The organism is Micromonospora sp. NPDC047738, assembly GCF_040642675.1.
Taxonomy (GTDB): Bacteria; Actinomycetota; Actinomycetes; order Mycobacteriales; family Micromonosporaceae; genus Micromonospora.
Genome location: NZ_JBEYSO010000006.1, coordinates 42,569 through 67,580, shown reverse-complemented (window position 1 = coordinate 67,580; position 25,012 = coordinate 42,569). Strand labels below are relative to the sequence as shown.

20 protein-coding genes are annotated in these 25,012 nt (G+C 73.4%); 9 read left to right on the top strand and 11 right to left on the bottom strand.

The features are described 5' to 3' along the window. The first annotated feature begins 19 nt into the window (after window positions 1-19). Window positions 20-610 carry an Rv3235 family protein gene (locus tag ABZ783_RS12300; protein ID WP_357437162.1) on the top strand — a complete coding sequence of 197 codons (591 nt, stop codon included), beginning with the start codon at window positions 20-22 and terminating at the stop codon, window positions 608-610. Between the two features lie 217 nt (window positions 611-827). Here ABZ783_RS12300 and secA read toward each other — a convergent pair whose 3' ends face one another. After that, on the bottom strand, window positions 828-3,746 hold the full coding sequence (secA, locus tag ABZ783_RS12295) for a preprotein translocase subunit SecA (protein WP_357436606.1): 2,919 nt from the start codon (window positions 3,744-3,746) through the stop codon (window positions 828-830). Between the two features lie 169 nt (window positions 3,747-3,915). On the opposite strand from secA, the gene ABZ783_RS12290 reads away from it, so the two are divergent. After that, complete coding sequence (locus ABZ783_RS12290; protein WP_357436603.1) at window positions 3,916-5,073, top strand: GNAT family N-acetyltransferase; 1,158 nt, start codon at window positions 3,916-3,918, stop codon at window positions 5,071-5,073. Further along, window positions 5,070-6,185: a GNAT family N-acetyltransferase gene (locus ABZ783_RS12285; protein WP_357436600.1), complete on the top strand. Its 1,116-nt coding sequence runs from the start codon at window positions 5,070-5,072 to the stop codon at window positions 6,183-6,185. The genes ABZ783_RS12290 and ABZ783_RS12285 overlap by 4 nt, the downstream gene beginning before the upstream one ends. Window positions 6,186-6,264: 79 nt before the next feature. On the opposite strand, the gene raiA is transcribed toward ABZ783_RS12285, so the two are convergent. The 5 genes from raiA to mtrA all read right to left on the bottom strand — a co-directional run bounded on the left by raiA (window position 6,265) and on the right by mtrA (window position 12,100). After that, window positions 6,265-6,915: a ribosome-associated translation inhibitor RaiA gene (gene raiA / locus ABZ783_RS12280; RefSeq protein WP_357436597.1), complete on the bottom strand. Its 651-nt coding sequence runs from the start codon at window positions 6,913-6,915 to the stop codon at window positions 6,265-6,267. Window positions 6,916-7,168: 253 nt separating this feature from the next. Next, the gene (locus ABZ783_RS12275) at window positions 7,169-7,870 is read right to left on the bottom strand and encodes a ComF family protein (protein ID WP_357436595.1); all 702 of its coding nucleotides are present in this window, start codon (window positions 7,868-7,870) and stop codon (window positions 7,169-7,171) included. Window positions 7,871-7,879: 9 nt separating this feature from the next. Then, the gene (locus tag ABZ783_RS12270) at window positions 7,880-9,661 is read right to left on the bottom strand and encodes an LpqB family beta-propeller domain-containing protein (RefSeq protein WP_357436592.1); all 1,782 of its coding nucleotides are present in this window, start codon (window positions 9,659-9,661) and stop codon (window positions 7,880-7,882) included. Then, complete coding sequence (mtrB, locus tag ABZ783_RS12265; protein ID WP_357437158.1) at window positions 9,658-11,298, bottom strand: MtrAB system histidine kinase MtrB; 1,641 nt, start codon at window positions 11,296-11,298, stop codon at window positions 9,658-9,660. The genes ABZ783_RS12270 and mtrB overlap by 4 nt, the downstream gene beginning before the upstream one ends. 112 nt (window positions 11,299-11,410) lie before the next feature. Further along, window positions 11,411-12,100 (bottom strand): MtrAB system response regulator MtrA, encoded by a 690-nt coding sequence (mtrA, locus tag ABZ783_RS12260; protein ID WP_073832804.1) that lies wholly within the window; start codon window positions 12,098-12,100, stop codon window positions 11,411-11,413. Between the two features lie 215 nt (window positions 12,101-12,315). Between mtrA and ABZ783_RS12255 the strand changes: the two genes are divergently transcribed. Genes ABZ783_RS12255 through ABZ783_RS12235 form a run of 5 tightly spaced genes read left to right on the top strand, consistent with a single transcriptional unit; the run spans window position 12,316 to window position 17,369 of the window. Then, complete coding sequence (locus ABZ783_RS12255; protein WP_357436587.1) at window positions 12,316-13,161, top strand: hypothetical protein; 846 nt, start codon at window positions 12,316-12,318, stop codon at window positions 13,159-13,161. Further along, complete coding sequence (locus tag ABZ783_RS12250) at window positions 13,158-13,793, top strand: DUF4129 domain-containing protein (RefSeq protein ID WP_357436585.1); 636 nt, start codon at window positions 13,158-13,160, stop codon at window positions 13,791-13,793. Before ABZ783_RS12255 ends, ABZ783_RS12250 begins: the two co-directional genes overlap by 4 nt. Next, a complete protein-coding gene (locus ABZ783_RS12245; protein WP_357436583.1) occupies window positions 13,790-15,076 on the top strand; it encodes a DUF4350 domain-containing protein in 1,287 nt (428 codons plus the stop codon). The genes ABZ783_RS12250 and ABZ783_RS12245 overlap by 4 nt, the downstream gene beginning before the upstream one ends. Then, window positions 15,073-16,062, top strand: a complete 990-nt coding sequence (locus ABZ783_RS12240; protein WP_357436582.1) for a MoxR family ATPase — start codon at window positions 15,073-15,075, stop codon at window positions 16,060-16,062. The genes ABZ783_RS12245 and ABZ783_RS12240 overlap by 4 nt, the downstream gene beginning before the upstream one ends. Continuing rightward, window positions 16,059-17,369: a DUF58 domain-containing protein gene (locus ABZ783_RS12235; protein WP_357436580.1), complete on the top strand. Its 1,311-nt coding sequence runs from the start codon at window positions 16,059-16,061 to the stop codon at window positions 17,367-17,369. The genes ABZ783_RS12240 and ABZ783_RS12235 overlap by 4 nt, the downstream gene beginning before the upstream one ends. 25 nt (window positions 17,370-17,394) lie before the next feature. On the opposite strand, the gene ABZ783_RS12230 is transcribed toward ABZ783_RS12235, so the two are convergent. Then, the gene (locus ABZ783_RS12230) at window positions 17,395-18,426 is read right to left on the bottom strand and encodes a stage II sporulation protein M (RefSeq protein ID WP_357436579.1); all 1,032 of its coding nucleotides are present in this window, start codon (window positions 18,424-18,426) and stop codon (window positions 17,395-17,397) included. A 41-nt stretch (window positions 18,427-18,467) separates the two neighbouring features. Here ABZ783_RS12230 and ABZ783_RS12225 point away from each other — a divergent pair, with 41 nt between their 5' ends. Next, window positions 18,468-19,511: an RDD family protein gene (locus ABZ783_RS12225; RefSeq protein ID WP_357436578.1), complete on the top strand. Its 1,044-nt coding sequence runs from the start codon at window positions 18,468-18,470 to the stop codon at window positions 19,509-19,511. Between the two features lie 94 nt (window positions 19,512-19,605). On the opposite strand, the gene efeB is transcribed toward ABZ783_RS12225, so the two are convergent. The 4 genes from efeB to ahcY form a co-directional block, all read right to left on the bottom strand. Then, window positions 19,606-20,892 carry an iron uptake transporter deferrochelatase/peroxidase subunit gene (gene efeB, locus ABZ783_RS12220; protein ID WP_357436576.1) on the bottom strand — a complete coding sequence of 429 codons (1,287 nt, stop codon included), beginning with the start codon at window positions 20,890-20,892 and terminating at the stop codon, window positions 19,606-19,608. Window positions 20,893-20,986: 94 nt separating this feature from the next. Beyond that, on the bottom strand, window positions 20,987-22,120 hold the full coding sequence (gene efeO, locus ABZ783_RS12215) for an iron uptake system protein EfeO (RefSeq protein WP_357436574.1): 1,134 nt from the start codon (window positions 22,118-22,120) through the stop codon (window positions 20,987-20,989). 30 nt (window positions 22,121-22,150) lie between these two features. Further along, the gene (gene efeU / locus ABZ783_RS12210; protein ID WP_357436573.1) at window positions 22,151-23,032 is read right to left on the bottom strand and encodes an iron uptake transporter permease EfeU; all 882 of its coding nucleotides are present in this window, start codon (window positions 23,030-23,032) and stop codon (window positions 22,151-22,153) included. A 293-nt stretch (window positions 23,033-23,325) separates the two neighbouring features. Continuing rightward, window positions 23,326-24,825, bottom strand: a complete 1,500-nt coding sequence (gene ahcY, locus ABZ783_RS12205) for an adenosylhomocysteinase (protein WP_357436571.1) — start codon at window positions 24,823-24,825, stop codon at window positions 23,326-23,328. Window positions 24,826-25,012: the final 187 nt, after the last annotated feature.

Here is a 25,012-nt window from a genome sequence, read left to right as displayed (position 1 = left end):
CAAGGAACAGGGGTTGAGGATGGTCGACACCCGCCGCCCGTTGGCACCGCGTCCCCCGGTCCGGCTCCGACCCGCCCCACCGATCGACCCGCCCTGCACCGACGAGGGCTTGCCCTGGACCGACGTCGACCAACTCACCCTCGACCTGTTCGACCCGCGCCGCCGGGATCCCGACCGGCCCGACGGGCGCGCCCCCGACGTCCGACCGGTGCCCACCGGCCCGGGCCGCCGCACCGGCGGGCCACCCGCCGCCGCGCTGGCCACCGCCACCCCCGAGGCCACCCGGGCGGCGCACCGGTTCGTCCGCACCTTCCTGGAGATCGTCAACGGCTACCGGCCACCCGGTCAGCTCCGGCCGCTCTGCCTGCCCGACGCCACGACCCGGGTGGCCACCGAGCTGACCCGGGCGGCCCGACGCGTCGGCCCGCTACGCCGCCACGCCACCCGGCCAACCCTCCAGCTCCGCCGGCTGCGGGTCTGCGAGCCGCGGGCCGGGGCCGCCGGGGCCGCCGCCGTGCTCGCCGGAGCCGGCGGCGCCAGCTGGGCGATCGCCCTGCGCGTCGAGCACCGACGCGGCACCTGGCTCTGCACCACCCTCGAGGTGCTCTGACCCGCCGCCGGCGGCTGCGCCCCGGCCTGCGCAATCCGCTCGAGACGACGTCCGCCCGACCGGCGCGATCGACTCGGGATGCCGCACATCGTGCCCTCCACCACCCCGGACACCGCCACCCGCCGCAAGGCGAGTCGATCAAGGGAATGGCTGGCCACGGACGGGAACGGGCCCCGGCCGTGTTCGGCCGGGGCCCGTCGTCGCTGGTGCGGGCGGGTCAGTTGCCGCCGTTGGGGGCGCCGTGGCACCGCTTGTACTTGCGACCGGAGCCGCACGGGCAGGGCGCGTTGCGGGACGGACCCTCGCCGGCATCCACCTGGCCGGGCGCGGCCCGGCGGGCGGTGCTGGCGGCGACCGCCTGCCCGTTCATCCCCGCGGCCGCCGGGCGCCGGGGCTTGCCCGAGGCGGACGGGGCGGCGGGCCGGGCGGTGCTGTCCGGGTTGCCGATGCCCAGGGCCGGCGCCTGCTCGTCGGCCCGCTCGATGGCCGGCGCGCCGCGGCCGGCCTCGCCGTCGATGGCGGGCGCGGAGTATTGCAGGCCCTGCTGCTGCGGCGCGCGGTTGAGGCCCTTGGCACGGATCTCGACCGGCTTCTCCAGCAGCTGCACCTCCTCGGCCTCCGGCTCGGGCTCCTCGACCTGCACCTCCAGGTTGTAGAGGAAGCCGACCGTCTCCTCCTTGATGCCGTCCATCATGGTGGCGAACATGTCGAAGCCCTCGCGCTGGTACTCGATGACCGGGTCGCGCTGGGCGTACGCCCGCAGGCTGATGCCCTCCTGCAGGTAGTCCATCTCGTAGAGGTGCTCGCGCCACTTGCGGTCGATCACCTGGAGCAGGACCATCCGCTCGAGCTGGCGTACCGCGTCCTCGCCGAGCTGCTCCTCGCGCCGGTCGTACGCGCTGTGCGCGTCCTCCTTGAGGCGGGCGAGCAGGAAGTCCTGGTCGAGGCCGGCCCGGGAGCCCACCTCCTCCTCCAGCTCGTCGATGGTGACGCCCACCGGGTAGAGCTGCTTGAGGCTGGCCCAGAGCTGGTCGAGGTCCCAGTCCTCGGCGTAGCCCTCGCTGGTGGCGCCCGTGACGTACGCGTTGATCACGTCGTCGATCATGTTGCGGACCTGGTCGGAGAGGTCCTCGCCGTTGAGCACCCGCAGGCGCTCGGCGTAGACCACCTGGCGCTGCTTGTTCATCACCTCGTCGTACTTGAGGACGTTCTTCCGGATCTCGGCGTTCTGGCCCTCGATCTGGGCCTGCGCGCTCTTGATCTGGCGGGTGACCATCTTCGACTCGATGGGCACGTCCTCGGGGATGTTGAAGCGCTCCATCACCGCCTCGACGGCACCGGCCCGGAAGCGCTTCATCAGCTCGTCCTGGAGCGAGAGGTAGAAGCGGGACTCGCCCGGGTCACCCTGCCGGCCGGCGCGACCGCGCAGCTGGTTGTCGATCCGGCGGGACTCGTGCCGCTCGGTGCCCAGCACGTAGAGGCCGCCGGCGGCGGCCACCTCCTCGGCCTCGGCGTCGCAGGCCTGCTTCCACTCGGGCAGGACCTCCTCCATCGCCTTGGCGTACTCCTCCGGCTGCTCGACCGGGTCAAGGCCGCGCTGGCGCAGCTCGTTGGCGGCGAGGAACTCGGCGTTGCCGCCGAGCAGAATGTCCGTACCGCGGCCGGCCATGTTGGTGGCCACGGTGACCGCGCCCTTGCGCCCGGCCTGGGCGACGATCTCCGCCTCCTTGGCGTGGAACTTGGCGTTCAGCACGGAGTGCGGGATGCCCCGGCGGCGCAGCAGCTGGGAGATGATCTCGGAATTCTCCACCGAGACCGTGCCGACGAGCACCGGCTGGCCCTGCTCGTGCCGCTCGGCGATGTCCTCGACCACGGCGTTGAACTTGGCCTTCTCGGTCTTGTAGATGACGTCCGGCCGGTCCTGCCGGACCATCGGCCGGTGCGTCGGGATGGTCACGACGCCGACCTTGTAGACCTTGTTGAACTCACCCGCCTCGGTCTGGGCGGTACCGGTCATGCCGGAGAGCTTCTCGTAGAGGCGGAAGTAGTTCTGGAGGGTGATGGTGGCCAGGGTCTGGTTCTCCTGCTTGATCTCCACCCCCTCCTTGGCCTCGATCGCCTGGTGCATGCCCTCGTTGTAGCGGCGGCCGTGCAGGATGCGCCCGGTGAACTCGTCGACGATCAGGACCTCGCCCTCGCTGACGATGTAGTCCTTGTCGCGCTTGTAGAGCTCCTTGGCCTTGATCGCGTTGTTGAGGTAGCCGACCAGCGGAGTGTTGACCGACTCGTAGAGGTTGTCGATGCCGAGCCGGTCCTCGACCTTGGCCACGCCGCGCTCGGTGATGGCGATGGTGCGCTTGGCGTAGTCGACCTCGTAGTCGCCCTCGCCGTCGGTGCCCGGCTGCAGGCGGGCCACCACGGCGGCGAACTCCTGGTACCAGCGGGCGGAGTGCTCGGCCGGACCGGAGATGATCAGCGGGGTCCGGGCCTCGTCGATGAGGATCGAGTCGACCTCGTCGACCACCGAGAAGAAGTGGCCGCGCTGCACCAGCTCGTCCCTCGACCAGGCCATGTTGTCGCGCAGGTAGTCGAAGCCGAACTCGTTGTTGGTGCCGTAGGTGATGTCGCACTCGTAGGCGGCCCGGTGCTCGCTGGCCGGCCGGTTGGGCAGCACCACGCCGACGGTGAGGCCGAGGAACTCGTGCACCCGGCCCATCCAGGCGGCGTCGCGCTGGGCCAGGTAGTCGTTCACCGTGACCACGTGCACGCCCTTGCCGGCGAGCGCGTTCAGGTAGACCGGCATGACCGAGGTCAGGGTCTTGCCCTCACCGGTCTTCATCTCGGCGATGTTGCCGAAGTGCAGCGCCGCGCCGCCCATCACCTGGACGTCGTAGGGCCGCTGGCCGAGCACCCGGGCGGCCGCCTCGCGGCACACCGCGAAAGCCTCGGGCAGCAGGTCGTCGAGGGTCTCCCCGTCGTCGAGCCGCTCCTTGAACTGGTCGGTCATCGCGCGCAGCTCGTCGTCGGTGAGGTTGACGTAGTCGTCCTCGATCGAGTTGACGGCGGCCGCGATCGCCTTGAGTCGACGCACCATGCGGCCCTCGCCCGCGCGAAGGACCTTTTCCAGAATCGACACGGATCAACGCTCCCCTAGACAGTCTCGAACCATCGTAGGCGCTCCATCGCGGCGATGGTCACTGGTGGCGACGGTCCATGGCCGCGAACCGGACATACCGCCTGGCTGGCGCGCTGACCCGGCGCAAATCGGGTTACGCCGAACGCGAACGATCCGGCACGATGGCCCGGTGGAGCCCGTGGAGATCGTCGAGGACGGCCTGCTGCTGCGACCCTGGCGGGCGGAGGACGCCGACGCGGTGTACCGCGCCTGCCAGGATCCGGACATCCAGCGCTGGACCACCGTACCTCGCCCGTACCGGCCCGAACACGCGCTCGATTTCGTCGCCCGGCGCAGCGCCGCGGCCTGGGCCGACGGCAGCGGTGCCGAGTTCGCGGTGTGCGACGCCGCCACCGGCGAGCTGCTCGCCTCCTGCGGCCTGGTCTCGATCGACCGGGCCCTGGGCAGCGCCGAGGTCGGCTACTGGACCGCACCGTGGGCGCGCGGCCGGGGCGTCGCGGCCCGGGCCACCCGGGCAGTCGCCCGCTGGGCCTTCGACGCAGGCAAGCTGCGCCGGCTCATCTGGCAGGCCGAGATCGGCAACCACGCCTCCCGACTGGTGGCGCTGCGGGCCGGCTTCCGGATCGAGGGCGAGCTGCGGCTCGCCCAGCCGGCCGTGGACGGGCGCCCCGAGGGCTGGCTCGGCTCGCTGCTCCCCGGCGAGGTGCCCGCCCCGGGCGAGCCCGGCCCGGCCGGACCGGACACCCTGGCCGCCCTGCGGGCCGCCGTCTTCGGCCGCCCGCAGCCGGTCCTGTTCGCCACCGCGGGCGCCACCGAGCTGCGGCTGCGCCCGCTCGAGGAACGCGATCTGGAGGCGGTCACAGCGACCTGCCAGGACGCGGAGACCGTCCGCTGGACCAGCGTCCCGCACCCCTACGAGCGAGAGCACGCCGACGGCTACCTGCGCGACGTCGCCCGGGCGGCGTGGGCCCGCGGCACCGGGGCCAACTACGCCGTCGCCGACGCCGAGGACCGGTACGCCGGCTCGATCGACCTGCGGATCTCCCCCGCCGACCCGCTCGTCGCCGACGTCGGCTTCATGGCCGCCCCGCACGCCCGCGGCCGGGGATACCTGCCCGCCGCGCTGGCCGCACTCTGCGCCTGGGGATTCACCACGCTCGGCCTGGCCCGGATCGAGTGGCGGGCCAACGTGGGCAACACCGCCTCCCGCCGGGTCGCCGAGAAGGCGGGCTTCGCCTTCGAGGGCACCGCCCGCAGCGGCATCCAGCAGCGGGGCGAGCGGCCGGATGTCTGGGTGGCCGCGCTGCTCCCGCAGGACCTGGCGTGACGCCGGAGACGATCGAGGCGAACGGGGTACGGCTGCGACCGTCCCGCCTCGACGACGTGGCGGACACCGTGGCCGGCTGCGCCGATCCGGTCACCCAGCGGGGCATCTCCGGGCTCCCGGACCCGTACACGGAGGAGAGCGCCCGGTGGTGGATCACCGAGGGCGCCCCCGCGGCCTGGGCCACCGGCGGCGCCGCGTACGCGATCGCCGACCCCGCCACCGACCGGCTGCTCGGCAGCATCGGCCTGAGCCAACCGGCGCCGACCCGCGGCCAGTGGGAGATCGGCTACTGGGTCGCGCCCTGGGCCCGCGGGCGCGGCGTCGCCACGGCCGCCACCCGGGCGCTGGCCGAGTCGGCCTTCGCCGCCGGCTGCGCCCGCCTGGAACTGCTCACCAACGAGGAGAACACCGCCAGCCAGCGGGTCGCGCTGGCCGCCGGATTCCGCCACGAGGGGGTACGCCGGGCGGCGAACCCGAGCCGCGGGGGAGGCCGGCACCACCTGCTCGCCTGGGTACGCCTCGCCGACGACCCGCCCGGTCCGGCCGCCCGGCTCCTGCCCGACCTGCCCGACGGTCGGCTCACCGACGGCCTGGTGACCCTGCGCCGGCTCGGCCCGGCCGACGCCGACGTGATGTTCCGGCTGCACACGCGGCCGGAGGTGGTGGCCAACCAGGCACCGCCGGTGCCGCCGACCCGGTCCGCGATCGAACGGCGCTGCCGGCTGGCGGAGAGCGCCTGGCTCACCGGCAGCCTGGCCCGGCTGCTGATCCTCGACGCGGCCACCGGCGAACCGGCGGGCAGCTGCGGGCTGTCCTACAGCGACCGGGCGGCTGGCGAGGCGAGCGTCGGCTACGCGCTGCTGCCCGCCTGGCGTGGACGTGGCTACGCCACCCGGGCGGTACGCCTGCTGGCCGGCTGGGCGTTCGGCGTCCCCGGGATCGCCCGGCTCACCGCGGGGACCCTGCCGGAGAACACCGCGTCACACCGGGTGCTGGAGAAGGTGGGCTTCCGCCGGGAGGGGCTGTTGCGCGGCCGGCTGCCCGGACTGGACGGCGGCCGGATCGACGACCTGATCTTCGGCATGCTCGCGTCGGACTTCCCGACGCACTGAGCGTCACGGCCGACGCAGGGACGCGAGGAGCCGCGATGGCTGCCCACCGCGGCTCCTCGGCCGGTGTCACAGGGGGTGGTCAGAGTCCGGTGTCGAGGGAGATGATCCCGTAGTCGTAGGCGTGCCGACGGTAGACGACGCTGGGGCGCCCGGACTCCTTGTCCTGGAACAGGTAGAAGTCGTGGCCGACCAGTTCCATCTGGAACAGGGCGTCGTCGACAGTCATCGGTTCGGCGGGATGCACCTTCTCCCGCGCGATGTGCCACGGCTGGTTGTCGGACTCCCCGTAGCCGTCCTCGTCGGGCCGTTCGGCGACCGCGGTGGCGGTCCCGGTACCGTTCAGCGCCGCCAGCCCCGGCCCGTTGAGGTCGGCGACCGGCAGGTCAGCGGTGGCGGCGGCGACGGAGAGCGGCGCATGCCGCCCCCGGTGCACCCGGCGCCGGTCGGCCGCCCGGCGGAACCGGGTGTCCAACTTGGCGATGGCCGCGTCCAGCGCGCTGTAGAAGTCATTCGTGCAGGCCTCGGCCCGGATCACCGGGCCCCGCGTGACGCAGGTGATCTCCACCCGCTGGCAGTGATCGGCCTGGCGCGGATTGCGCTCGTGGAACAACTCGACGTCCACGCGAATGAGCTTGTGGTCGTAGCGTTCGATCTTCGCGAGCTTTTCGGCTACGTGTACCCGGTAATGGTCCGGCACTTCGACGTTACGGCCCTTGACCACGATGTCCACGTGACCTCCCTTGTTCGGACGGTCGTTCGGTCCGGTTTTCCCGGTCAACGCGCCCTGGGAGCGTCCCCGCTCGGCGTCGACCGGTCGCGTACGGCTACGCCTCCTTTCACCGCCGGGGGCGGATGGGAAGACCTCCTACCCCCGACACGAAAACGCTAACCCGTGTTCGCGTGGCAGTCACCCCTCGTTGTCAAAAGCTGCCTGGGAATTCTCACAGCTCATACACCAAGGGGTGAAAAGGAAACACGAAGCGTCACCCGAGGCGTCGCTTTTGCGTTGCGGCGAGCACCGCGGCCGCCTTTGGCGTCATTCCCGCCCTGTGCAAGATCCGGCTCACCGCCGCCAACGTGGACCCGGTGGTGACGATGTCGTCGAGCAGCACCACCGGACCGTCGACCCGGACCCCGTCGGCCCGGCGCAGCCGGAACGCCGCGTCGGCCGCGGCGGCCCGTCCGGCGCTGTCCAGGGCGACCGAGTCCGGCCGGGGCAGCGCCCGCACCGGCCGGAGCACGCGTACCGGCCAGCCGGCAGCGTGCAGCCGAGCCGCCGCGTGGCGGGTCAACCGGTCCAGATGGTCGCCGTAGCGGGCCCGAGCCGCCCGCGCGGTGTCCGGCACCGGCACCAGGGTCACCGGCCCGGCGGCGCCCATCGCCGCGGCCACCACCTCGGCGAGCAGCGCGCCCAGCGGGCGGGCCAGCCCATGCCGGCCCCGCTCCTTGTACGCCAGCAGCCCCTCCCGCAGCGCGCCCGCGTACGGGCCCAGGGCGACGCACGGGGGCAGGTCGGGCGGGGCCGGATCGGGGCGGGCCGGCGCCGGGCGCAGCGCCGTCAACTCGCCGACGCAGCGGGGGCAGAACGCCTGCCGCAGGCCGGGGATCCGCTCGCCGCAACCGGCGCACCCGGCCGGCAGCACCAGGTCGGTCAGGTCCGCCCAGAGCCCGCCCAGGTCCCGCACCGGCACCTCTCAGTAGAGGAAGAAGGGGGCGGTCGGATCCGACGCCTTGGCGTTGGCCGCCACGTCCCGCACCTGCTCCCGCTCGATCTTTTCGAACGGGTTGTTCCGGTAGGCCAGGGTGGCCTGGTACATGAAGGACATGGCCGGCAGCGGACCGACCGCGCCGCCCGGGAAGGCGGCGAGGTGGGACACCGGCGCGCCGGTGTCCCGCTTGAGCGCGTACTCCACGGCCCCGTCGACCGTGGTCTGGTAGATCGCCGGCTGACGCCCGTCGCTGCCGGCGAAGACCAGCTGGTTCTCCGCGTACCAGTCGACGGCGGTGATGTTGGTGAGCCGGGTGACCAGTTGGCGGGGCTGACCCACGCTGACCAGGCCGCCATCGACGCTCACCGGCACGACGTAGAGCGCGCCATTGATGATCAGTGCGATCCGGTGACCGTCGAGCGACGCGGCCACCGCCGTGACCGGGCCGGGAACGAGGATTTCACTCATCCCGGCGCCGCTGTCGAACCGGTAGAGCTTGCCGTCGGCCACCACCAGGCCGAACGGGTGGTCCGCGTCGAGGGAGCGCAGCCAGATCGGGCGGCCGATCGACCGGAACGGCTTCGCGCTGCTGTGGAACTCGGCCACCGGGGCAGGGCCGGTACCGACCATGAGCAGCTGCTTCCGGTCCGGCCGGGTCACCACCAGCGCCGCCAGCACCTTGTCACCGGCGCGGCTGAGTCCCGCCGACACCACGTTCCGGTTGGCGGCGGGCGCCATCGGCACCGAGCCGACGGGCTCGTTGCCGATGGCGAGCGGATGGATCGCCGCATCGTAGACACAGAACCGCTCCGGGGCCCGCAGCGGCGGATAGACGGGATTCGCCGCCCGCTCCTGCTTCAGGTCGACCGTGAGCCGCTTCTGGTTCTGGATCTTCAGGTCGAGCTGACCAGTGAATTTCTCCAGCGACCAGGCGAGCTGGATGGCCAGGCGGGACAGCCGGTCGTCGTTCGCGGCCGGCATGGTCAGGTTGACCTCCCAGCGCCCGTCGGACCCGGTGGCGTTATTGATCGGGGCGGTGCCGGGGGGAACCTTGTTCACCCCCGGGGCGAGCCATTCGGACGGGCCGCTGGTCAGCCACTTCACGACCTCGGTGAGCCGCCGCTCGGCCGGAAACGTCGAGGGCAGGTACCGCCAGTCGGGCACCAACCGGCTCTGGTCGGTGTTCCAGAAGTAGATGGTCTGCGTGCTGTAGTAGCGCCCCAGGGCCGTGTCACTGAGCAGCAGTACGTCCGGCAGCTCGGTGATCCACAGCCCCTGGTCGGCCGGCTCCGCGGGGCCCAGCTTGAACACGTACTGGGTGTCCCCGGCCACCGGGGGCGCGAGCGTGCCGTCGGCCCGCAGCACGCCGACCTGCTGCACCCGCACCGTGACCTGTTTGACGTCCTCGGCCAGCAGCGTGGTCTCCAGGGGCGGCAAGGGCCGGACCACCGTCAGCTCGATATCGCCGCTCGGCTGCTTCTTCTTCAGCTGGCTCCGCGCCTCGGGCGCGATGAACCTCTTGACCCGGTCGTACGCCCCGTCCCGCTCCCCTGCGGCGGCGGCGAGGTAGTCGTTGATGTATTCCCTGGCGTCGGTGGTCGTGCTGCGTGCGGGCGGTTGGCTGCCGCTGCCGTTGACCGAGCCGGCCCCGGCCGCCGGGCCCCGGCCGTCGACCAGGACCTCGGTCCGGTCCGGTATGCCGCAGCCGACCAGCCCGGCGGGCAGCAGCATGCCGGCCAGCAGCACGGTCAGCAGCCGCCGCCTCACGAGTTCACCTGGGCCCGGTCACCGCTCTCGGCCGGCCCGATCGCCAGCGCCCCGTCGCTGCCTGGGCCGATGGCCAGCAGGCCGCCGTCGCGGGGGCCGCCGAACGGCAGCGGGGCGTCGGCCGGCACCAGCCGCAGCGGGGAGGTGGTCAGCCGATCGCCGGCGCGGGCGGGCAGCGTCAGCCGGAACTGGGCACCCTTACCGGGCGCGCCCCATGCCTCCAGCCACCCGCCGTGCAGCCGGGCGTCCTCAAGGCTGATGGACAGGCCGAGGCCGGTGCCGCCGGTCTGCCGGGCCCGGGACGGGTCGGCCCGCCAGAAGCGGTTGAAGACCAGCTTCTCCTCGCCCGGCTTCAGGCCCACGCCGTGGTCCCGCACCGTGATCGCCACCGCGCTCTGGTCCACGCCGAGGGTGATCAGGACCGGCTTGGCCTCGCCGTGCTCGACCGCGTTGCCGATCAGGTTGCGCAGCACCCGTTCGACCCGGCGCGGGTCCACCTCGGCGATCACCGGCGGGTCCGGCAGGTCCAGCTCGATGGTCACCCCGACCCGCTCGGCCAGCCCGGCCAGCCGCTCGGTCACCCGGTGCACCACCGGCACCAGGTCCGTCGGCTCGGCGTCCAGCATGGCGAAGCCGGCGTCGAAGCGGCTGATCTCCAGCAGGTCGGTGAGCAGTTCCTCGAACCGGTCCAGCTCGGCCTGCAGCAGCTCGGCGCTGCGGGCCACCGCCGGGTCGAACCCGTCCCGCTCGGCGAAGATCAGGTCGGCGGCCATCCGGACCGTGGTCAGCGGCGTACGCAGCTCGTGCGAGACGTCCGAGGTGAAGCGGCGCTGCAACCGGGACATCTCCTCCAGCCGGAGGATCTGCCGCTGGAGGTTCGTCGCCATCTGGTTGAACGAGGCGGCGAGCAGGGCCAGGTCGTCCTCGCCGTTGACCACCATGCGCTGGTCGAGCAGGCCGGCGGAGAGCCGCTGGGCGGTCCGCGCGGCCACCCGTACCGGGGTCACCACGAGCCGGGTGACCAGGGCGGCGAGCAGGCCGAGCAGGAGCACCAGCGCCACCCCCGTGGCGACCACGGTGGCCCGGGCGTCTCGGGCCGCGGCGTCCTGCCGGTCCAGCGGTACGACGTAGTAGAGCTCCACCTGCCCGAAGTTGGTCGGCACCGGCGAGCCGTACACGAGGTATTTGGTGCGCCGGCCGCCGAGCGTCCCGGTGTCGATCTGGTGGGCGACGTTGCCGGCGGCGACGGAGGCCCGCAACTGCGGGCTGATCAGGGGTCCGATGTCGGTTGCCGGGGACGTCCGGGCGATGACGCCCGCCCCGGTGATGGCCACCACCACGCCGTTGGTCTGGGTCGGGTCACCCCCGGCAAGGTAGTTGACCGTGCCGTCGAGGGTGTCCTGGAACTGGGCCTCCTGCGGCTGGTTGAAGGTCCGGAACTGCTTGCCCGCGTAGTCGCTGCCGTGTTGCAGCCGCAGCTCGACGTCGGTCTGTGCGCTCTCCAGCAGGATGCTGGTGATCTTGTCGGCGATCAGGTATGCGAACCCGCCGACCAGCAGGCTGGAGGCGACCAGGGTGATGGTCACCACGCGCAGCTGCAACGACCGCCGCCAGGTCTGGTGGGCGCTGGCGGCCAGCCGGGCCGCCCGGGCGGCGACGACACGCCAGAGCGCCCGCGCGGCGTGGAGCCGGCGGGACGCGACGGTCGGCGAGTCGGGGGGCAGGGCGGTCACCACAGTGATGACCAGGCTATCCGGTACCCGCCTTGTAGCCCACGCCCCGCACTGTGAGGATGATTTCCGGCCGCTCCGGATCCGGCTCGATCTTGGCCCGCAGCCGCTGGACGTGCACGTTGACCAGACGGGTGTCGGCGGCGTGCCGGTAGCCCCAGACCTGCTCCAGCAGCACCTCGCGGGTGAAGACCTGACGCGGTTTGCGGGCGAGCGCGACCAGCAGGTCGAACTCCAGCGGCGTCAGCTTCACCTCCTCGCCGTCCCGGGTGACCGTGTGCGCCGGCACGTCGATGGTGATCTGGTTGCCGGGCGGGCCGATGGTGAGCAGCTCGGGTGCGACGTCCTCGCCCCGGCGCAGCCGGGCCCGCATCCGGGCCACCAGCTCCTTGGGCTTGAACGGCTTGACCACGTAGTCGTCGGCCCCGGACTCCAGCCCGAGCACCACGTCCACGGTGTCGCTCTTGGCCGTCAGCATGACGATCGGCACGCCCGACTCGGCCCGGATCGCCCGGGCCACGTCGATACCGCTCATACCGGGCAGCATCAGGTCGAGCAGGACGATATCGGGTCGGCTGTCGCGGAATGCGGCCAATGCCCGTTCCCCGTCCGCGACGAAGGAGGGCACGAAACCCTCGCTGCGCAGGACGATGCCGAGCATCTCGGCGAGCGCGGGGTCGTCGTCGACCACCAGTACCCGGGCTCTCATGGGGTTTATCGTTCCATCCCCGTTCGGTTAGGAGGGTTCGGCGTTATCACGGCACGGTACTGCCGGGAACGGCCCGACACCACCGCTGACCGCGCGGATGCCCAGCGTGGCGCGCCCGCGGTGGACGGGTCCACCGGAATCGGACCTGCCGTGCAACCATGATCCCTCGGGCGTGTCGCCGCCCGCCACCCGTCGCCCGTCCGCCAGGAGTACGCGTGCCCGACGTCGGCCCGACCGCGGTGCTCCCGCGCCGCCCGCTGACGGTGGGTGAACTGCTGGACTCGGCCGTCCTGCTGCTGCGTGGCCAGGCCCGGCTGCTGGTCCCGCTCGCCGTCCTGCTGGCCCTCGCCGAGCAGGCCCTGCTGCACCCGCTGCGGGTGCTGGCCGACGCGCGCCCGCCGGCGTACTGGCTCGATCCCGACCGGCTCGGCTGGTTCTGGCTGCTGCTCGCGCTCGGCGCCGGGACCGAGGCGCTGATCATCGCGTTGCTCGGCAACCCGGCCGCCCGAGGCGCCGGGGCCGCGCTGCTCGGCCGCCGGGCCGGGCCGCGGGAACTGCTGCGCCCCGGCGGCGCCCGGTGGGGCGCCACCCTGCTCGCCGCCGCGGGGGTCGGCCTCGCCGTCGGCCTCGCGGGGCTGACCGGGCCGGCCTGGTTCGTCGCGTACGGGCTGCTCGGCGCGGTCGTCCCGGCGCTGGTGGTGGACCGGCTGCCCGCGTACCGGGCGCCGGGGCGGGCGCTCGCGCTCGCGTTCCGCGCCGGCGGGCGGGCCGCCGGCATCCGGCTCCTCGGCTACCTGGGCTGGTGGCTGATCCGGCTCGGCATCGGCCTCGGCGTTTACCACGGCCTCGGGCTGCTGGGCCTGTTCGACCTCGACGCGTACGCGCTGCCGGTCGCCACGGCCGCCTGGGTCGCCGTCAACGCGCTCGCGTACCCCGCACTGGCCTGCCTCGACGCGGTCCTGCACCTGGAGACCCGGATGCGCACCGAGGGCCTGGACATCCGCCTCTCCCGCGCCCCGGCCGGCACCCCGGAACCCGTCCTGCTGGCGGTCCAGCGGTGAGCCGGTGGTGGACCGAGGCGGTCGCCGCGCTCGGGGACGTCGTACCGCTGCCGCTGGCCGCCCTGCTCCTGCTGCTCGCCGCGCTGCTGGCCGCCCTGGCCTGGTTCTTCTTCCCGGCCTGGGTGCCACGCCGGCTCCCCCGGCCGCGGCTGCGCCGGCCGCGGCTGCGGATCCCCCGGCTACGCCGGCCGCGGCTGCGACTACCCAGATTGCGGCTGCCCCGACTCCGGCTGCCGCGCCGGCGGCGGGCGGCCCGACCGGCGGACCCGGCCGTCCCGGTACCCGCGCCCCGGGCGCCCGAGCCGGCGGCACCCGGTCTCGCCAGCCTCGCCGACCGGCTCGCCGCCGAGGGCCGCTACGCCGAAGCCGTCCGGGAGCGGCTGCGCGACATGGTCCGCGCGCTGGTCGACCGGCGGGTCGTGGAGCCGCGCCCCGGGATGACCGTCACCGAGTTGACCACGGCTGCCGCCCACGTCCGGCCCGGGGTGCGGCCCACCCTGCACGTCGCTGGCGCGATCTTCTCCGACCTCTGGTACGCGCAACGCCCGGCCACGCCCGAGCACGACCGCCGGATGCGCGACCTCGCCACCGACCTGCACCGCGAGCTGGCCCGGGACGGTGAGCCCCGGTGACCACCACCCTCGACTCGACCCACCCGGTCGCCCCGCCGCGACCCCGACACCGGCTACTGATCCCGCTCGGGCTGGCGGTGCTGCTGATCGTGGCCACCCTGGTGTTCCACGCCGTCGACCAGCCCGACCCGACCGACCAGGGCTTCCTCTCCCCGGTCACCACCGACGACGACGGCGGCAGCCGGCTGGCCGAGGCGCTGCGCGAGCAGGGCGTGACCGTACGCCGGGAGACCGACCCCAGCCAGGCGCTGCTGGCCACCGGGCTGGGCCCGGCCACGCTCTTCGTACCGGCCCCGGAACTGGTGCACCCGGCTACCGTCGCCGCCCTGGCCGACCTGCCCACCGGCAGCCGGCTGGTGCTGGTCGACCCGCCCCGCCGGATGCTGGAACAGCTGGACCTGCCGCTGGGGCGCACCGACAGCCGCTGGGCCACCCGGGCCACCTCCCCGGACGCCGACGGCCACCCCTGCCGGCTGGCCGAGGCCGCCCGCGCCGGCACGGCCGCCGCCGACCGCCAGCGGTACGCCGCCCGCGGCGCCGCGCCGGTCGACCGCTGCTACTCCGGCGGGCTGGTCCGGGTGCCGTGGCGTACCGAGGTGGTGGTGATCGGGGCCAGCGACCCGTTCCGCAACGACCGCATCGACGAGTGGGGCAACCGGGTTCTCGCCACCGGCCTGCTCGGCGGCCCCCGACCGCTGGTCTGGCTCGACCTGCCGGCCCCGGCGCCCGCGCCGAGCGGACCGGGCTGGTCGCCGAGCCCCACCGCCGGGAACGGCGACGGCAACGGCGCCCGCAGGGACTTCGACGACGACCGCGCGGACCGCCCACCGGCGCGGCAGAACCCGCTCTGGGACGCCTTCCCGGCCTGGTTCTGGGCACTGCTGGTGCAGCTCTCGCTGGCCGGGTTGCTGGTGGTGCTCTGGCGCGCCCGACGGCTCGGCCCGCCCGTGCCCGAGCCACTGCCGGTGGCCGTCCACTCCGCCGAGACGGTGCTCGGCCGGGCCCGGCTCTACCGCCGGGCCGGTGCCCGGGGCCCGGCCGCCGAGACCCTGCGCGCCGCCGCGCTGGACCGGCTGCTGCCCCGGCTCAACCTGCCGCCCGACACGCCCTCGGCCGAGGTGGCCGCCCGGGTCGCCGCGTATGCCGGGGCCGATCCGGAACGGGTGGCGGAGCTGCTGCACGGCGCCGAGCCGACCACCGACCAGGAACTGCTGGACCTGGCCCGCGACCTGGACACCCTGACCCGTACCGTCGCCCACCCGACCGAAGGAGACCCCCGGTGACCGGACCCGTCATCGCCGCCGCACCGGCCGCCCCGCAGCCCGACGCCCGGGCCGCCCTGCACCGGCTGCGGGCCGAGGTGGCCAAGGCCGTCGTCGGCCAGGACGCGGTGGTCACCGGGCTGGTGATCGCGCTGCTCTGCCGGGGGCACGTGCTGCTGGAGGGCGTACCCGGGGTGGCCAAGACCCTGCTGATCCGGACCGTGGCCACCGCCCTCGACCTGGACTCCAAGCGGGTGCAGTTCACCCCGGACCTGATGCCCGGCGACGTCACCGGGTCGCTGATCTTCGACCCGCACACCGCCGCGTTCACCTTCCGGGAAGGCCCGGTCTTCACCAACCTGCTCCTCGCCGACGAGATCAACCGGACGCCGCCGAAGACCCAGTCGGCACTGCTGGAGGTGATGGAGGAACGGCAGGTCTCCGTCGAGGGCGAGCGGCGGGCCCTGCCCGACCCGTTCATCGTCGCCGCCACCCAGAACCCTGTCGAGTACGAGGGCACCTACCCGCTGCCCGAGGCGCAGCTCGACCGGTTCCTGCTCAAGCTGACCGTGCCGCTGCCCAGCCGCGACGAGGAACTGGGCGTGCTCCGCGCGCACCACGCCGGCTTCGACCCGCGCGACCTGGCTGCGGCCGGCGTACGCCCGGTGGCCACCGCGGCCGACCTGGCCGCCGCCCGGGAGGCGGTCGGTCGCGTGCACGTGGCCGAGCCGCTCTTCGGATACCTCGTGGACCTGTGCCGGGCCACCCGGGCCACCCCGGCGCTGGAGCTGGGCGCCTCGCCCCGGGGCGCCACCGCGCTGCTCAACACCGCCAAGGCGTGGTCCTGGCTGGCCGGACGCGACCACGTCACCCCGGACGACGTGAAGGCGGTGGCCCGGCCGACCCTGCGGCACCGGCTCCGGCTGCGTCCCGAGGTGGAGCTGGAGGGCGTGACTGTCGACGCGGTGCTGGACACGGTGCTGGCCACCGTGCCGACCCCACGATGACCTGGCGAGCGGGGCTGCTGCTCGCCATCGGCGCGGCGACCCTGCCGGCCTGGCCGGCACCGTTCCTCGGCGTCGCGGTGATGACCGGTGCCGTGCTGCTGCTCGTCGCAATCGACTGGGCCCTCGCGGCACCGCTGCACGCGCTCACCGCCACCCGCACCGGGGACCGGGCGATCCGGCTGGGCGGCACCGCCACGGTCACCCTGCACCTGGCCAACACCGCCGACCGTACGCTGCGTGCCCAGGTGCGCGATGCCTGGCTGCCGTCGGCGGGGGCCCGGCCGGACGTACCGCCGGGACGGGTGTTGACCGTCGAGCCGGGCGGGACGATCGCGCTGCCCGTCCGCCTCGCCCCGGCCCGGCGTGGCGACCGGCCCGCCGCGGCGCTGGCCGTACGCTCGCTCGGGCCGCTGCGGCTGGCGTTCCGGCAGCGCGCCGGCCACCCGGCCACGCCACCGTGGACGCTACGCGTGCTGCCCCGCTTCGACTCCCGGCGGCACCTGCCCGAGAAACTGGCGAAGCTGCGGGTCATCGACGGCGTCCAGGTGACCCGGGGACGCGGCCACGGCACCGAGTTCGACACCCTGCGCGAATACGTCGTCGGCGACGACGTGCGCTCGATCGACTGGCGGGCCAGCGCGCGCCGCTCCGACGTGCTGGTGCGTACCTGGCGGCCGGAGCGGGACCGTCGGCTGGTCTGCGTCCTGGACACCGGCCGCACCTCGGCGGTACGCATCGGCGACGAGCCCCGGCTGGACACGGCGATCGACGCGGCGCTGCTGCTCACCGCGCTGGCCGCCCGGGCCGGTGACCGGGTCGACCTGCTCGCCGCCGACGCCTCCGTCCGCGCCACGGTCACCGGCAGCGGCCGGCCCGCGCTGCTCGCCCGCCTGGTGGACGCGGTCGCCCCGCTCCAGCCGGCGCTGGTGGAAACCGACTTCGAACTGATCGCTGGTGAGGTGCTGCGCCGGGAGCGGCAACGCAGCCTGGTGGTGCTCTTCACCGCGCTGGAGGCGGGCGCGCTCGGCGAAGGGCTGCTGCCGGTGCTGCCCCGGCTGGCCGCCCGGCACCGGGTGGTGATCGCGGCGACCCACGACCCGGTGCTGACCGGGCTCACCGTCGCCCCGCCGACCGGCCCGGACGACGCGTACGCGGCGGCGGCGGCCTGGCGGGCGCTGGCCGAACGGGACCGGGTACGGGCCGCCCTGGGCCGGCACGGGGTGACCGTCGTGGACGCTCCCGCCGACCGGCTCGCCCCGACGGTCGCCGACACCTACCTCCGCCTCAAATCCCTCGGCCAACTCTGACCGTCCGCTCAAGGCCCGGCCAGCTTCACGGAAAGCGCGGCTGTTCCGCGCCGGATGGCCACTCATGCTCGGAAAGCCGGGCCACCGGGGCAGCGCCGCCGGGGACGCGGGATGCCCGGCGAGTGGCGGCGTGGCGGCCGAGCAGCAGGGCGTACGCCAGGAAGGCCAGCCAGACGGTGGCGCCGACGGCCACCCGGACGGCGACCGGCAGCGGCGCCGGGGTCACGAACGCCTCCAGCAGCGCGGAGACCGCGAAGAGCCCGACCAGCCCGGCGGCCACCACGATCGCTGAGCGGCCGGCCTCGGCGACCGCCCGGCCGCGGCTCAGGTGCGCGGGCGGCGCGATCCACGCCCAGCCGGTACGCAGCCCGACCCCGGCCGCCACGAAGATCCCGGTCAGTTCGAGCAGCCCGTGCGGGGTGATCAGCCCGAAGAAGACGTCGCCCCGGCCGTACGAGATCATCACGCCGCCGACCACGCCGATGTTCAGCGCGTTCTGCCACAGCAGATAGAACACCGGCACCACCAGTACCCCGGCGGCGAGGCACTGCGCGGCGAGCCAGGCGTTGTGTGTCCACAGATGGAACGCGAAGGTCGGCGCGGCGAACTCGGTGTAGTAGCCGGCGAAGCCCGAGTCGACCAGCTGCCCGGCGGCCTCCTCGCCGATGAACGCGGCGGCGGTGTCCGGGTGGCCGGCGACGAACCAGATGAGGAAGAAGCTGAGCGCGCTGAACCCGGTCGCCACCCCGCACCACCAGGGCCAGGCCCGGTAGAGGGCGGCCGGCAGGTCGGCGAGGAGGAAGCGGCGGACCGCCGCCCAGGACGGCCGGGGCCGGCCGGTGATCCGCGCCCGGGCCGCCAGCACCAGCTGGGAGAGGCGGTTGACCAGCACCGGATCGGGTGCGCGGCTGCGCAGCGCGGACAGGTGGGTGGCGGCCCGCTGGTAGAGCACGACCAGCTCGTCGACCTCGGCCGCGTCGAGCCGGCGCCGCCCGGTCAACTGCTCCAGCCGCCGCCACTCGGCGCCGTGCGCCGCCACGTACGCGTCGACATCCACGCTGCCTCCCCCGTCTGGCGCTCATAGTGTTCACTGTCCGGGTGAGAGCGCAACCTCCCTCCCCGGCGCGCTCGACCGACGCCGGTCTGGTCAGCGGCGAGGCGGTGGAGCTGGACGTCCGGGCGGCCCGGCTGGGCTCCCGGGTGCTGGCCCTGCTGATCGACCTGCTGGCCCAGCTGGCGGTGGCGCTGCTGCTGGCCGTCGGGCTGTCGGTGGTGCTGTTCAGCCTGCCGTGGGACATCGTGGACGCCGCGCTGTCCGGCGCGTTGCAGACGGTGCTGGTGGTCGTCGTGCTGGTCGGCTACCCGGTGCTGATGGAACGCTTCGTCGGGGGCCGGACGCTCGGCAAGCTGGCCGTGGGGCTGCGGGTGGTCCGCGCCGACGGCGGCCCGGTGGGGATCGGCCAGTCGCTGACCCGGGCCTTGGTCGGCGTCGCGGTGGAGTGGCCGGGCCTGGTGCTGCCGCTGCTGAGCTGGGTGGCGAGCGTGACGGTGATGCTGACCGACCCGCGCGGGCGACGGCTGGGCGACCTGGTGGCCGGCACGCTGGTGGTGCACACCCGGGGCGCGGGCAGCTGGCGCCCGGCTCCGCCGGCCGTGCCGCCGCTGCTCGGCTGGGCGCGGAGCCTCGACCTGACCCGGGTGGACGACGGGTTGGCCCTGGCCGTGCGGCAGTATCTCGGCCGGGTGCACCAGCTCGCCGAGCCGGACCGCAGCCGGCTGGGCCGGCAGCTCTGGGCCGAGGTCGCCGCGGTCACCTCGCCGCCTCCGCCGTGGGCCGCGCCCGAGCCGGCGTACCTGGCCGCCGTGCTGGCCGAGCGTGGCCGGCGCGCCGCCTACCGGCTGGGGCGTACCCGAATGGTCACCGCCGCCCTCTGGCCGGAGCTGGCCCCGCCGACCGCAGCCACGGCACCGCCCGCAAGCCCGCCGACCGCAGCGCCGGCCGCGGCCCCACTACGGCCCGCCGCGCCGGCACGCGCCGTCCCCACCCAACCCGATCCGGTACGCGGACAGCCCACCCCGGTCGAGGCGGAGCCCTCACCCACCTGGCCCCGGCCGGCCCGAACGGACCTCGTTGATCGCTGACGGGTGACCCGACCCGACCCGCTTCCGGACGGGTGGGCTGAGGCGCCCGCGATCGACCGGTAGGGCCAGGCCGCGCCGGGCCCGGGTGCGGCGATCAGGAGAAGAGGGCGCGACCCCACCAGTCGGCGGCGTCGCGGACGCCCGGCGGGCAGGCGAAGAGCCCGCTGGAGACGTGTCGCAGGTACTCGTTCATCGCGTCGTTCCGGGCGAGCCGGGTCTGGATCGGCACGAACTGCCGGCGCGGGTCCCGCTGGTACGCCATGAAGAAGAGCCCGGCGTCGAGCCGGCCCAAACCGTCCGAGCCGTCCACGAAGTTGTAGCCGCGACGCAGCAGATGCGCCCCGTTGTTCAGCGAGGGGTGGGCGAGCCGGACGTGCGCGGTCTCGGCGATCACCGGCTGCCCGTCGTCGCCCTTGGCGGCGAAGTCCGGCGCGTCGAACTCGCCGGCCCGCCCCAGCGGGGCGCCGCTGCCCTTGGTCCGGCCGACGATCTGCTCCTGCTCGGCCAGCGAGCTGCGGTCCCACGTCTCGATCAACATCCGGATCTTGCGGGTGACCAGGTACGACCCGCCGGTCATCCAGTCCGGCCCGTCGCCGGGCTGCGCCCAGAGCTGCTCCCGGAGCAGGGTGGCGTCCTCGGCCTTCAGGTTGGCGGTGCCGTCCTTGAAACCGAACAGGTTGCGCGGGGTGGCCTGCTCCCGCGAGGTCGACGAGGTACGCCCGAAGCCGAGCTGGGACCAGCGGACGCTGACCACACCCATGCCGATCCGGGCCAGGTTGCGGATGGCGTGCACCGCCACCTGCGGGTCGCTGGCGCAGGCCTGGACGCAGATGTCCCCGCCGGAGATCTCCGGCCGCAGCGCGTCCCCGGCGAAGTGCGGCAGGTCGGCGAGGGCGGCCGGACGCTTGTCGGCGATGCCGAACCGGTCCTTGCCCTGGGCGTCGCGGAACAGCGCCGGGCCGAAGCCCAGGGTGAGGGTGAGCTGCGACGGGGGCAGGCCGAGCGCCTCGCCGGTGTCGTCCGGCGGAGCCTCCGGGACGCCGCCGACCGCACCGACCAGGCCGGCGTCCTTGCCCGCGGTCATCCGGGCCGCGGCGGCGGTCCACTCCTGCAGGAGCGCGACGAGCTTCGCCCGGTCCTTGGTGATCACGTCGAACGCGACGAAGTGCAGCCGGTCCTGGGCCGGGGTGGTGATGCCGGCCTGGTGCTCGCCGTGGAACGGCACCGCCCCGGCGGCCTTGTCGGTGGCCGCCGCGTGGTCGCCACCGCCGAGCAGCGCACCCGCTCCGCCCGCCACGCCGGCCACGCCGGCCACGCCGACCCCCGCCAGGGTGATGGCCCGCCGCCGGGACAGTGTGGTCCCGGTGCTCTGCTCACTCATGCCGTCGCCTCCCGCCGGTCGGCGTCGCCATGAGGCCGACCCGCACTGCGCCCGATGATTCGCTCGCTCATGGCGTCACCTCCGGACCCGGTCGTCATCGGGCGACGACTGCGGCCACCTTGCTGACCGGCTCGGCCAGCGCGTTGATGCTGTCGGAGAGCTCCTTCAGCTCGGCCTTGCTGAGCTGGGTGTGGAGCTTCCAGCCGTCACCGGCTCGGTGCTTGCCGAGGGTCGACTCCACGTTGGCGAACTCGCTGTCGAGCTGCTTGACCAGCTCGGGCGAGCGCTGCTCCAGCGCCGGGCGCAGCGCGGCGATCGCCGCCTTGGAGCCCTCGAGGTTGGCGTTGAAGTCCCAGAGGTCGGTGTGCGAGTACCGCTCCTCCTCGCCGGTGATCTTGCCACTGGCCACCTCGTCGAGCAGCGCCTTGGCGCCGTTGGCGAGCTGGAGCGGGGTGAGTTTCTCGGCGTTGGCCTTCGCCACCAGGGCCTTGACGTCGGCGACCAGCTGGTCGGCGATCGGCCCGTCCTTGCTGATGTCGCCGCCGGTCCAGAGGTCCTTCTCGAGCCGGTGGTAGCCGGTCCACGCCATGCCCTCCTCGACGACCTCCTCCCGGCCGTCGATCTTCGGGTCGAGGTCGCCGAAGCTCGCCGCGACCGGCTCGATCCGCTCGAAGTAGGTCCGGGCGACCGGGTACAGCGCCTTGGCCTTCGCCACGTCGTTGGCCTTGACCGCGGCCGCGAACTCCTCGGTCTTGGCCAGCAGCGCGGCGGTCTGGCTGTTGACGTAGCGCTGGTAGCTGGCGGTGGCCTCGCTCAGCGCGGCGTCGGGGGCGACGGAAGCGGCGGTGCCGCTGACCTTCAGCGCGCCCCGGATGCCCCGGCCGCTCATCCCCGGCTTGCAGGCGGTCTCGTACGTCCCGGCCGGCAGCTCGACCCGGAGCTCGCGGCTCAGGCCGGGAGCGATGTTCTCCACCTCGCCCATCACCCGGTCACCGGTGGCGTACACGTAGAACTCGTTGACCTTGGACCCGGAGTTGGTCACCTTGAAGGTCACCTGACCGGCCTCGATCTCCGTGGTGCCCACCTCACAGGCGCTGTCGGTGGCCTTGACCGCGATCGGCCCGCCGGACTTCGCGTCCGGCTTGTCGCCGCCACCACTGCAGCCGGCCAGGCCGGCGACGGCGAGCATCCCGGCGGCGGCGGGCACGACGAATCGAGTGGTACGCATCGGTGCTGTGTCTCCTCAGGAAACGGGCGATCAGGCGGGCTGCACGGGGCTGGCGGACGCTTCGGTGGCGGGCTTCGCCGCCTCGGCCGGCTTGGCGACCGGCTTGGCCGGCTTGCGCAGGAAGAGGACGAGCACCGGCACCGCGTACGCCACCCAGGCGACCATCTCGAGGACGCTCGGGGCGGCGGTGATGTTGAACATGCCGCTGAGCAGGGTCGCGTACCAGGTGCTCGGGTCGAGCACCGAGGAGATGTCGAAGGCGTGGTTGTTGAGGCCGGGCAGCACGCCGGCTTCCTGGAAGTCGTGCACGCCGTACTTGAAGATGCCGGCGGCGACCAGGATCAGCAGCGCGCCGGTCCAGGTGAAGAACTTGCTCAGGTTGAGCTTGAGGGCGCTGCGGTAGAGCAGGAAGCCGATCAGCACGGCGGTGACGATGCCCCCGACCAGCGCGAGCATGGCATCCCGGCCGGCACCGCCGACGGTGCTCTTCGCGGCGGAGTAGAAGATCAGTGCGGTCTCCAGGCCCTCCCGGATGACCGCGAGGAACGCCATGCCCATCACCGCGAAGGCGCCGACGGCGAGCGCCTCGGTGAGCTTGCCGCGCAGCTCACCGGCGATGCTCCGGGCGGCCTTGCGCATCCAGAAGATCATCCAGGTGACGAAGACGACGGCGGCGACGGAGGTGATCGCGTCGAAGAGTTCCCGCGACTCCGAGGTCCGCAGCAGCGCGGTCGAGGTGTACTCGATCAGCCAGCCGAAGAGCACCGACAGGGCCACGGCCGCGCCGACGCCGAGCCACACGTGCGGCAGCCGGTTGCGGCGGTTCGACTTGACCAGGAACGCGACCAGGATGCTGACCACGAGGGTCGCCTCCAGGCCCTCCCGCAGGCCGATCAGGTACGTGGCGAACATCGGTACTCCGTGATTGGTTAGGCACGCCTCAGTTAACTTAGGGCAGCCATACCTTCCTCCTGATCCGAGCCGCCGTCAAGTCGTTCAGGCGAACGTCACCCGGATCGACGGCAACCGGACAAGCGCTGGTCAGCCCAGCTTTCCCTGACGGTGGCGAGGGTCACCAGGGCCATCCGGCCCCACCCGACCACCGGGAGCCGGCGCGGCGCGCCGGGGCCGGCGGAATTGTCCGCGTACCAGAAAGGGACCGGGACGGCCGCGCGGCGGTCGACCCCGGTCCCTTCGGGTGCGGCTCAGTAGCGGTAGTGCTCCGGCTTGAACGGCCCCTCCTGCGGCACGCCGAGGTAGGCGGCCTGCTCCTTGGAGAGGGTGGTCAGCTTGGCGCCGAGCGCGGCCAGGTGCAGCCGGGCGACCTTCTCGTCCAGGTGCTTGGGAAGCACGTACACGCCGATCGGGTATTCGGCGGTCTTGGTGAAGAGCTCGATCTGGGCGATGGTCTGGTTGGCGAACGAGTTCGACATGACGAAGCTCGGGTGCCCAGTGGCGTTGCCCAGGTTCAGCAGGCGGCCCTCGGAGAGCACGATGATCGCGTGGCCGTCCTCGAACCGCCAGACGTCGACCTGCGGCTTGATGTTCTCCCGGGTCACGTCCGAGCGCTTCGCCAGGCCGGCCATGTCGATCTCGTTGTCGAAGTGGCCGATGTTGCCGACGATCGCCTGGTGCTTCATCCGGGCCATGTGCTCGTTGGTGATGACGTTGAAGCAGCCGGTGGCGGTGATGAAGATGTCGGCCTGCTCGACCACGTCGTCCAGGGTGGCGACCTGGTAGCCGTCCATGGCCGCCTGGAGCGCGCAGATCGGGTCAACCTCGGTCACCACGACCCGGGCACCCTGGCCGCGCAGCGACTCGGCGCAGCCCTTGCCCACGTCGCCGTAGCCGAGCACGACCGCCATCTTGCCGCCGATCAGCACGTCGGTGGCCCGGTTGATGCCGTCGATGAGCGAATGCCGGCAGCCGTACTTGTTGTCGAACTTGCTCTTGGTCACCGAGTCGTTGACGTTGATGGCCGGGAAGAGCAGGGTGCCGTTGCGGTGCATCTCGTAGAGCCGGTGCACGCCGGTGGTGGTCTCCTCGGTCACGCCCTTGATGCCGCCGGCGATCCGGGTCCAGCGCTGGCCGTCCTCGGCGAGCGAGCGGTGCAGCAGCTTGAGGATGACCGCGTACTCCTCGGAGTCGGCGGACTCGACCGGCGGCACGACGCCGGCCTTCTCGAACTCGACGCCCTTGTGCACGAGCAGGGTGGCGTCGCCGCCGTCGTCCAGGATCATGTTGGGGCCCTGCCCGTCCGGCCAGGTGAGCACCTGCTCGGTGCACCACCAGTACTCCTCCAGGCTCTCGCCCTTCCAGGCGTAGACCGGGACGCCGGCGGGGGCCTCGGGAGTGCCGTTCGGGCCGACGACGATCGCGGCGGCGGCGTGGTCCTGGGTGGAGAAGATGTTGCAGGACGCCCAGCGGACCTGCGCGCCGAGCGCCACCAGGGTCTCGATCAGGACGGCGGTCTGGATGGTCATGTGGAGCGAGCCGGTGATTCGCGCGCCGGCGAGCGGCTGGGCGTCGGCGTACTCCCGCCGGATCGCCATCAGACCGGGCATCTCGTGCTCGGCGAGCCGGATCTCCTTGCGCCCGAACGCGGCGAGCGACAGATCCGCCACCTTGTAGTCGCCCTCGGCGAGGGTGGTCGGCCGGGCCTCGGACGACGCGCCGCTGGGGGTCGCCGGGAGGGTGCTGGTCATGGAAGCTCCTGTCGAACGAAGTGCTGCGCAGCTTTACCTTACGCGCGTGGCCTTCTTCACCCGTGCCCGGTTGTCCGATGACGTCCGTTCCGCTCGGCGGACAGCGCACGGGGCGGTCGGTCGTGAACGGACTCTCCGCCCACGGTCCGGCCGCCCCGTGCATCCCCCCGGTTTGGTTCCCCGCGCG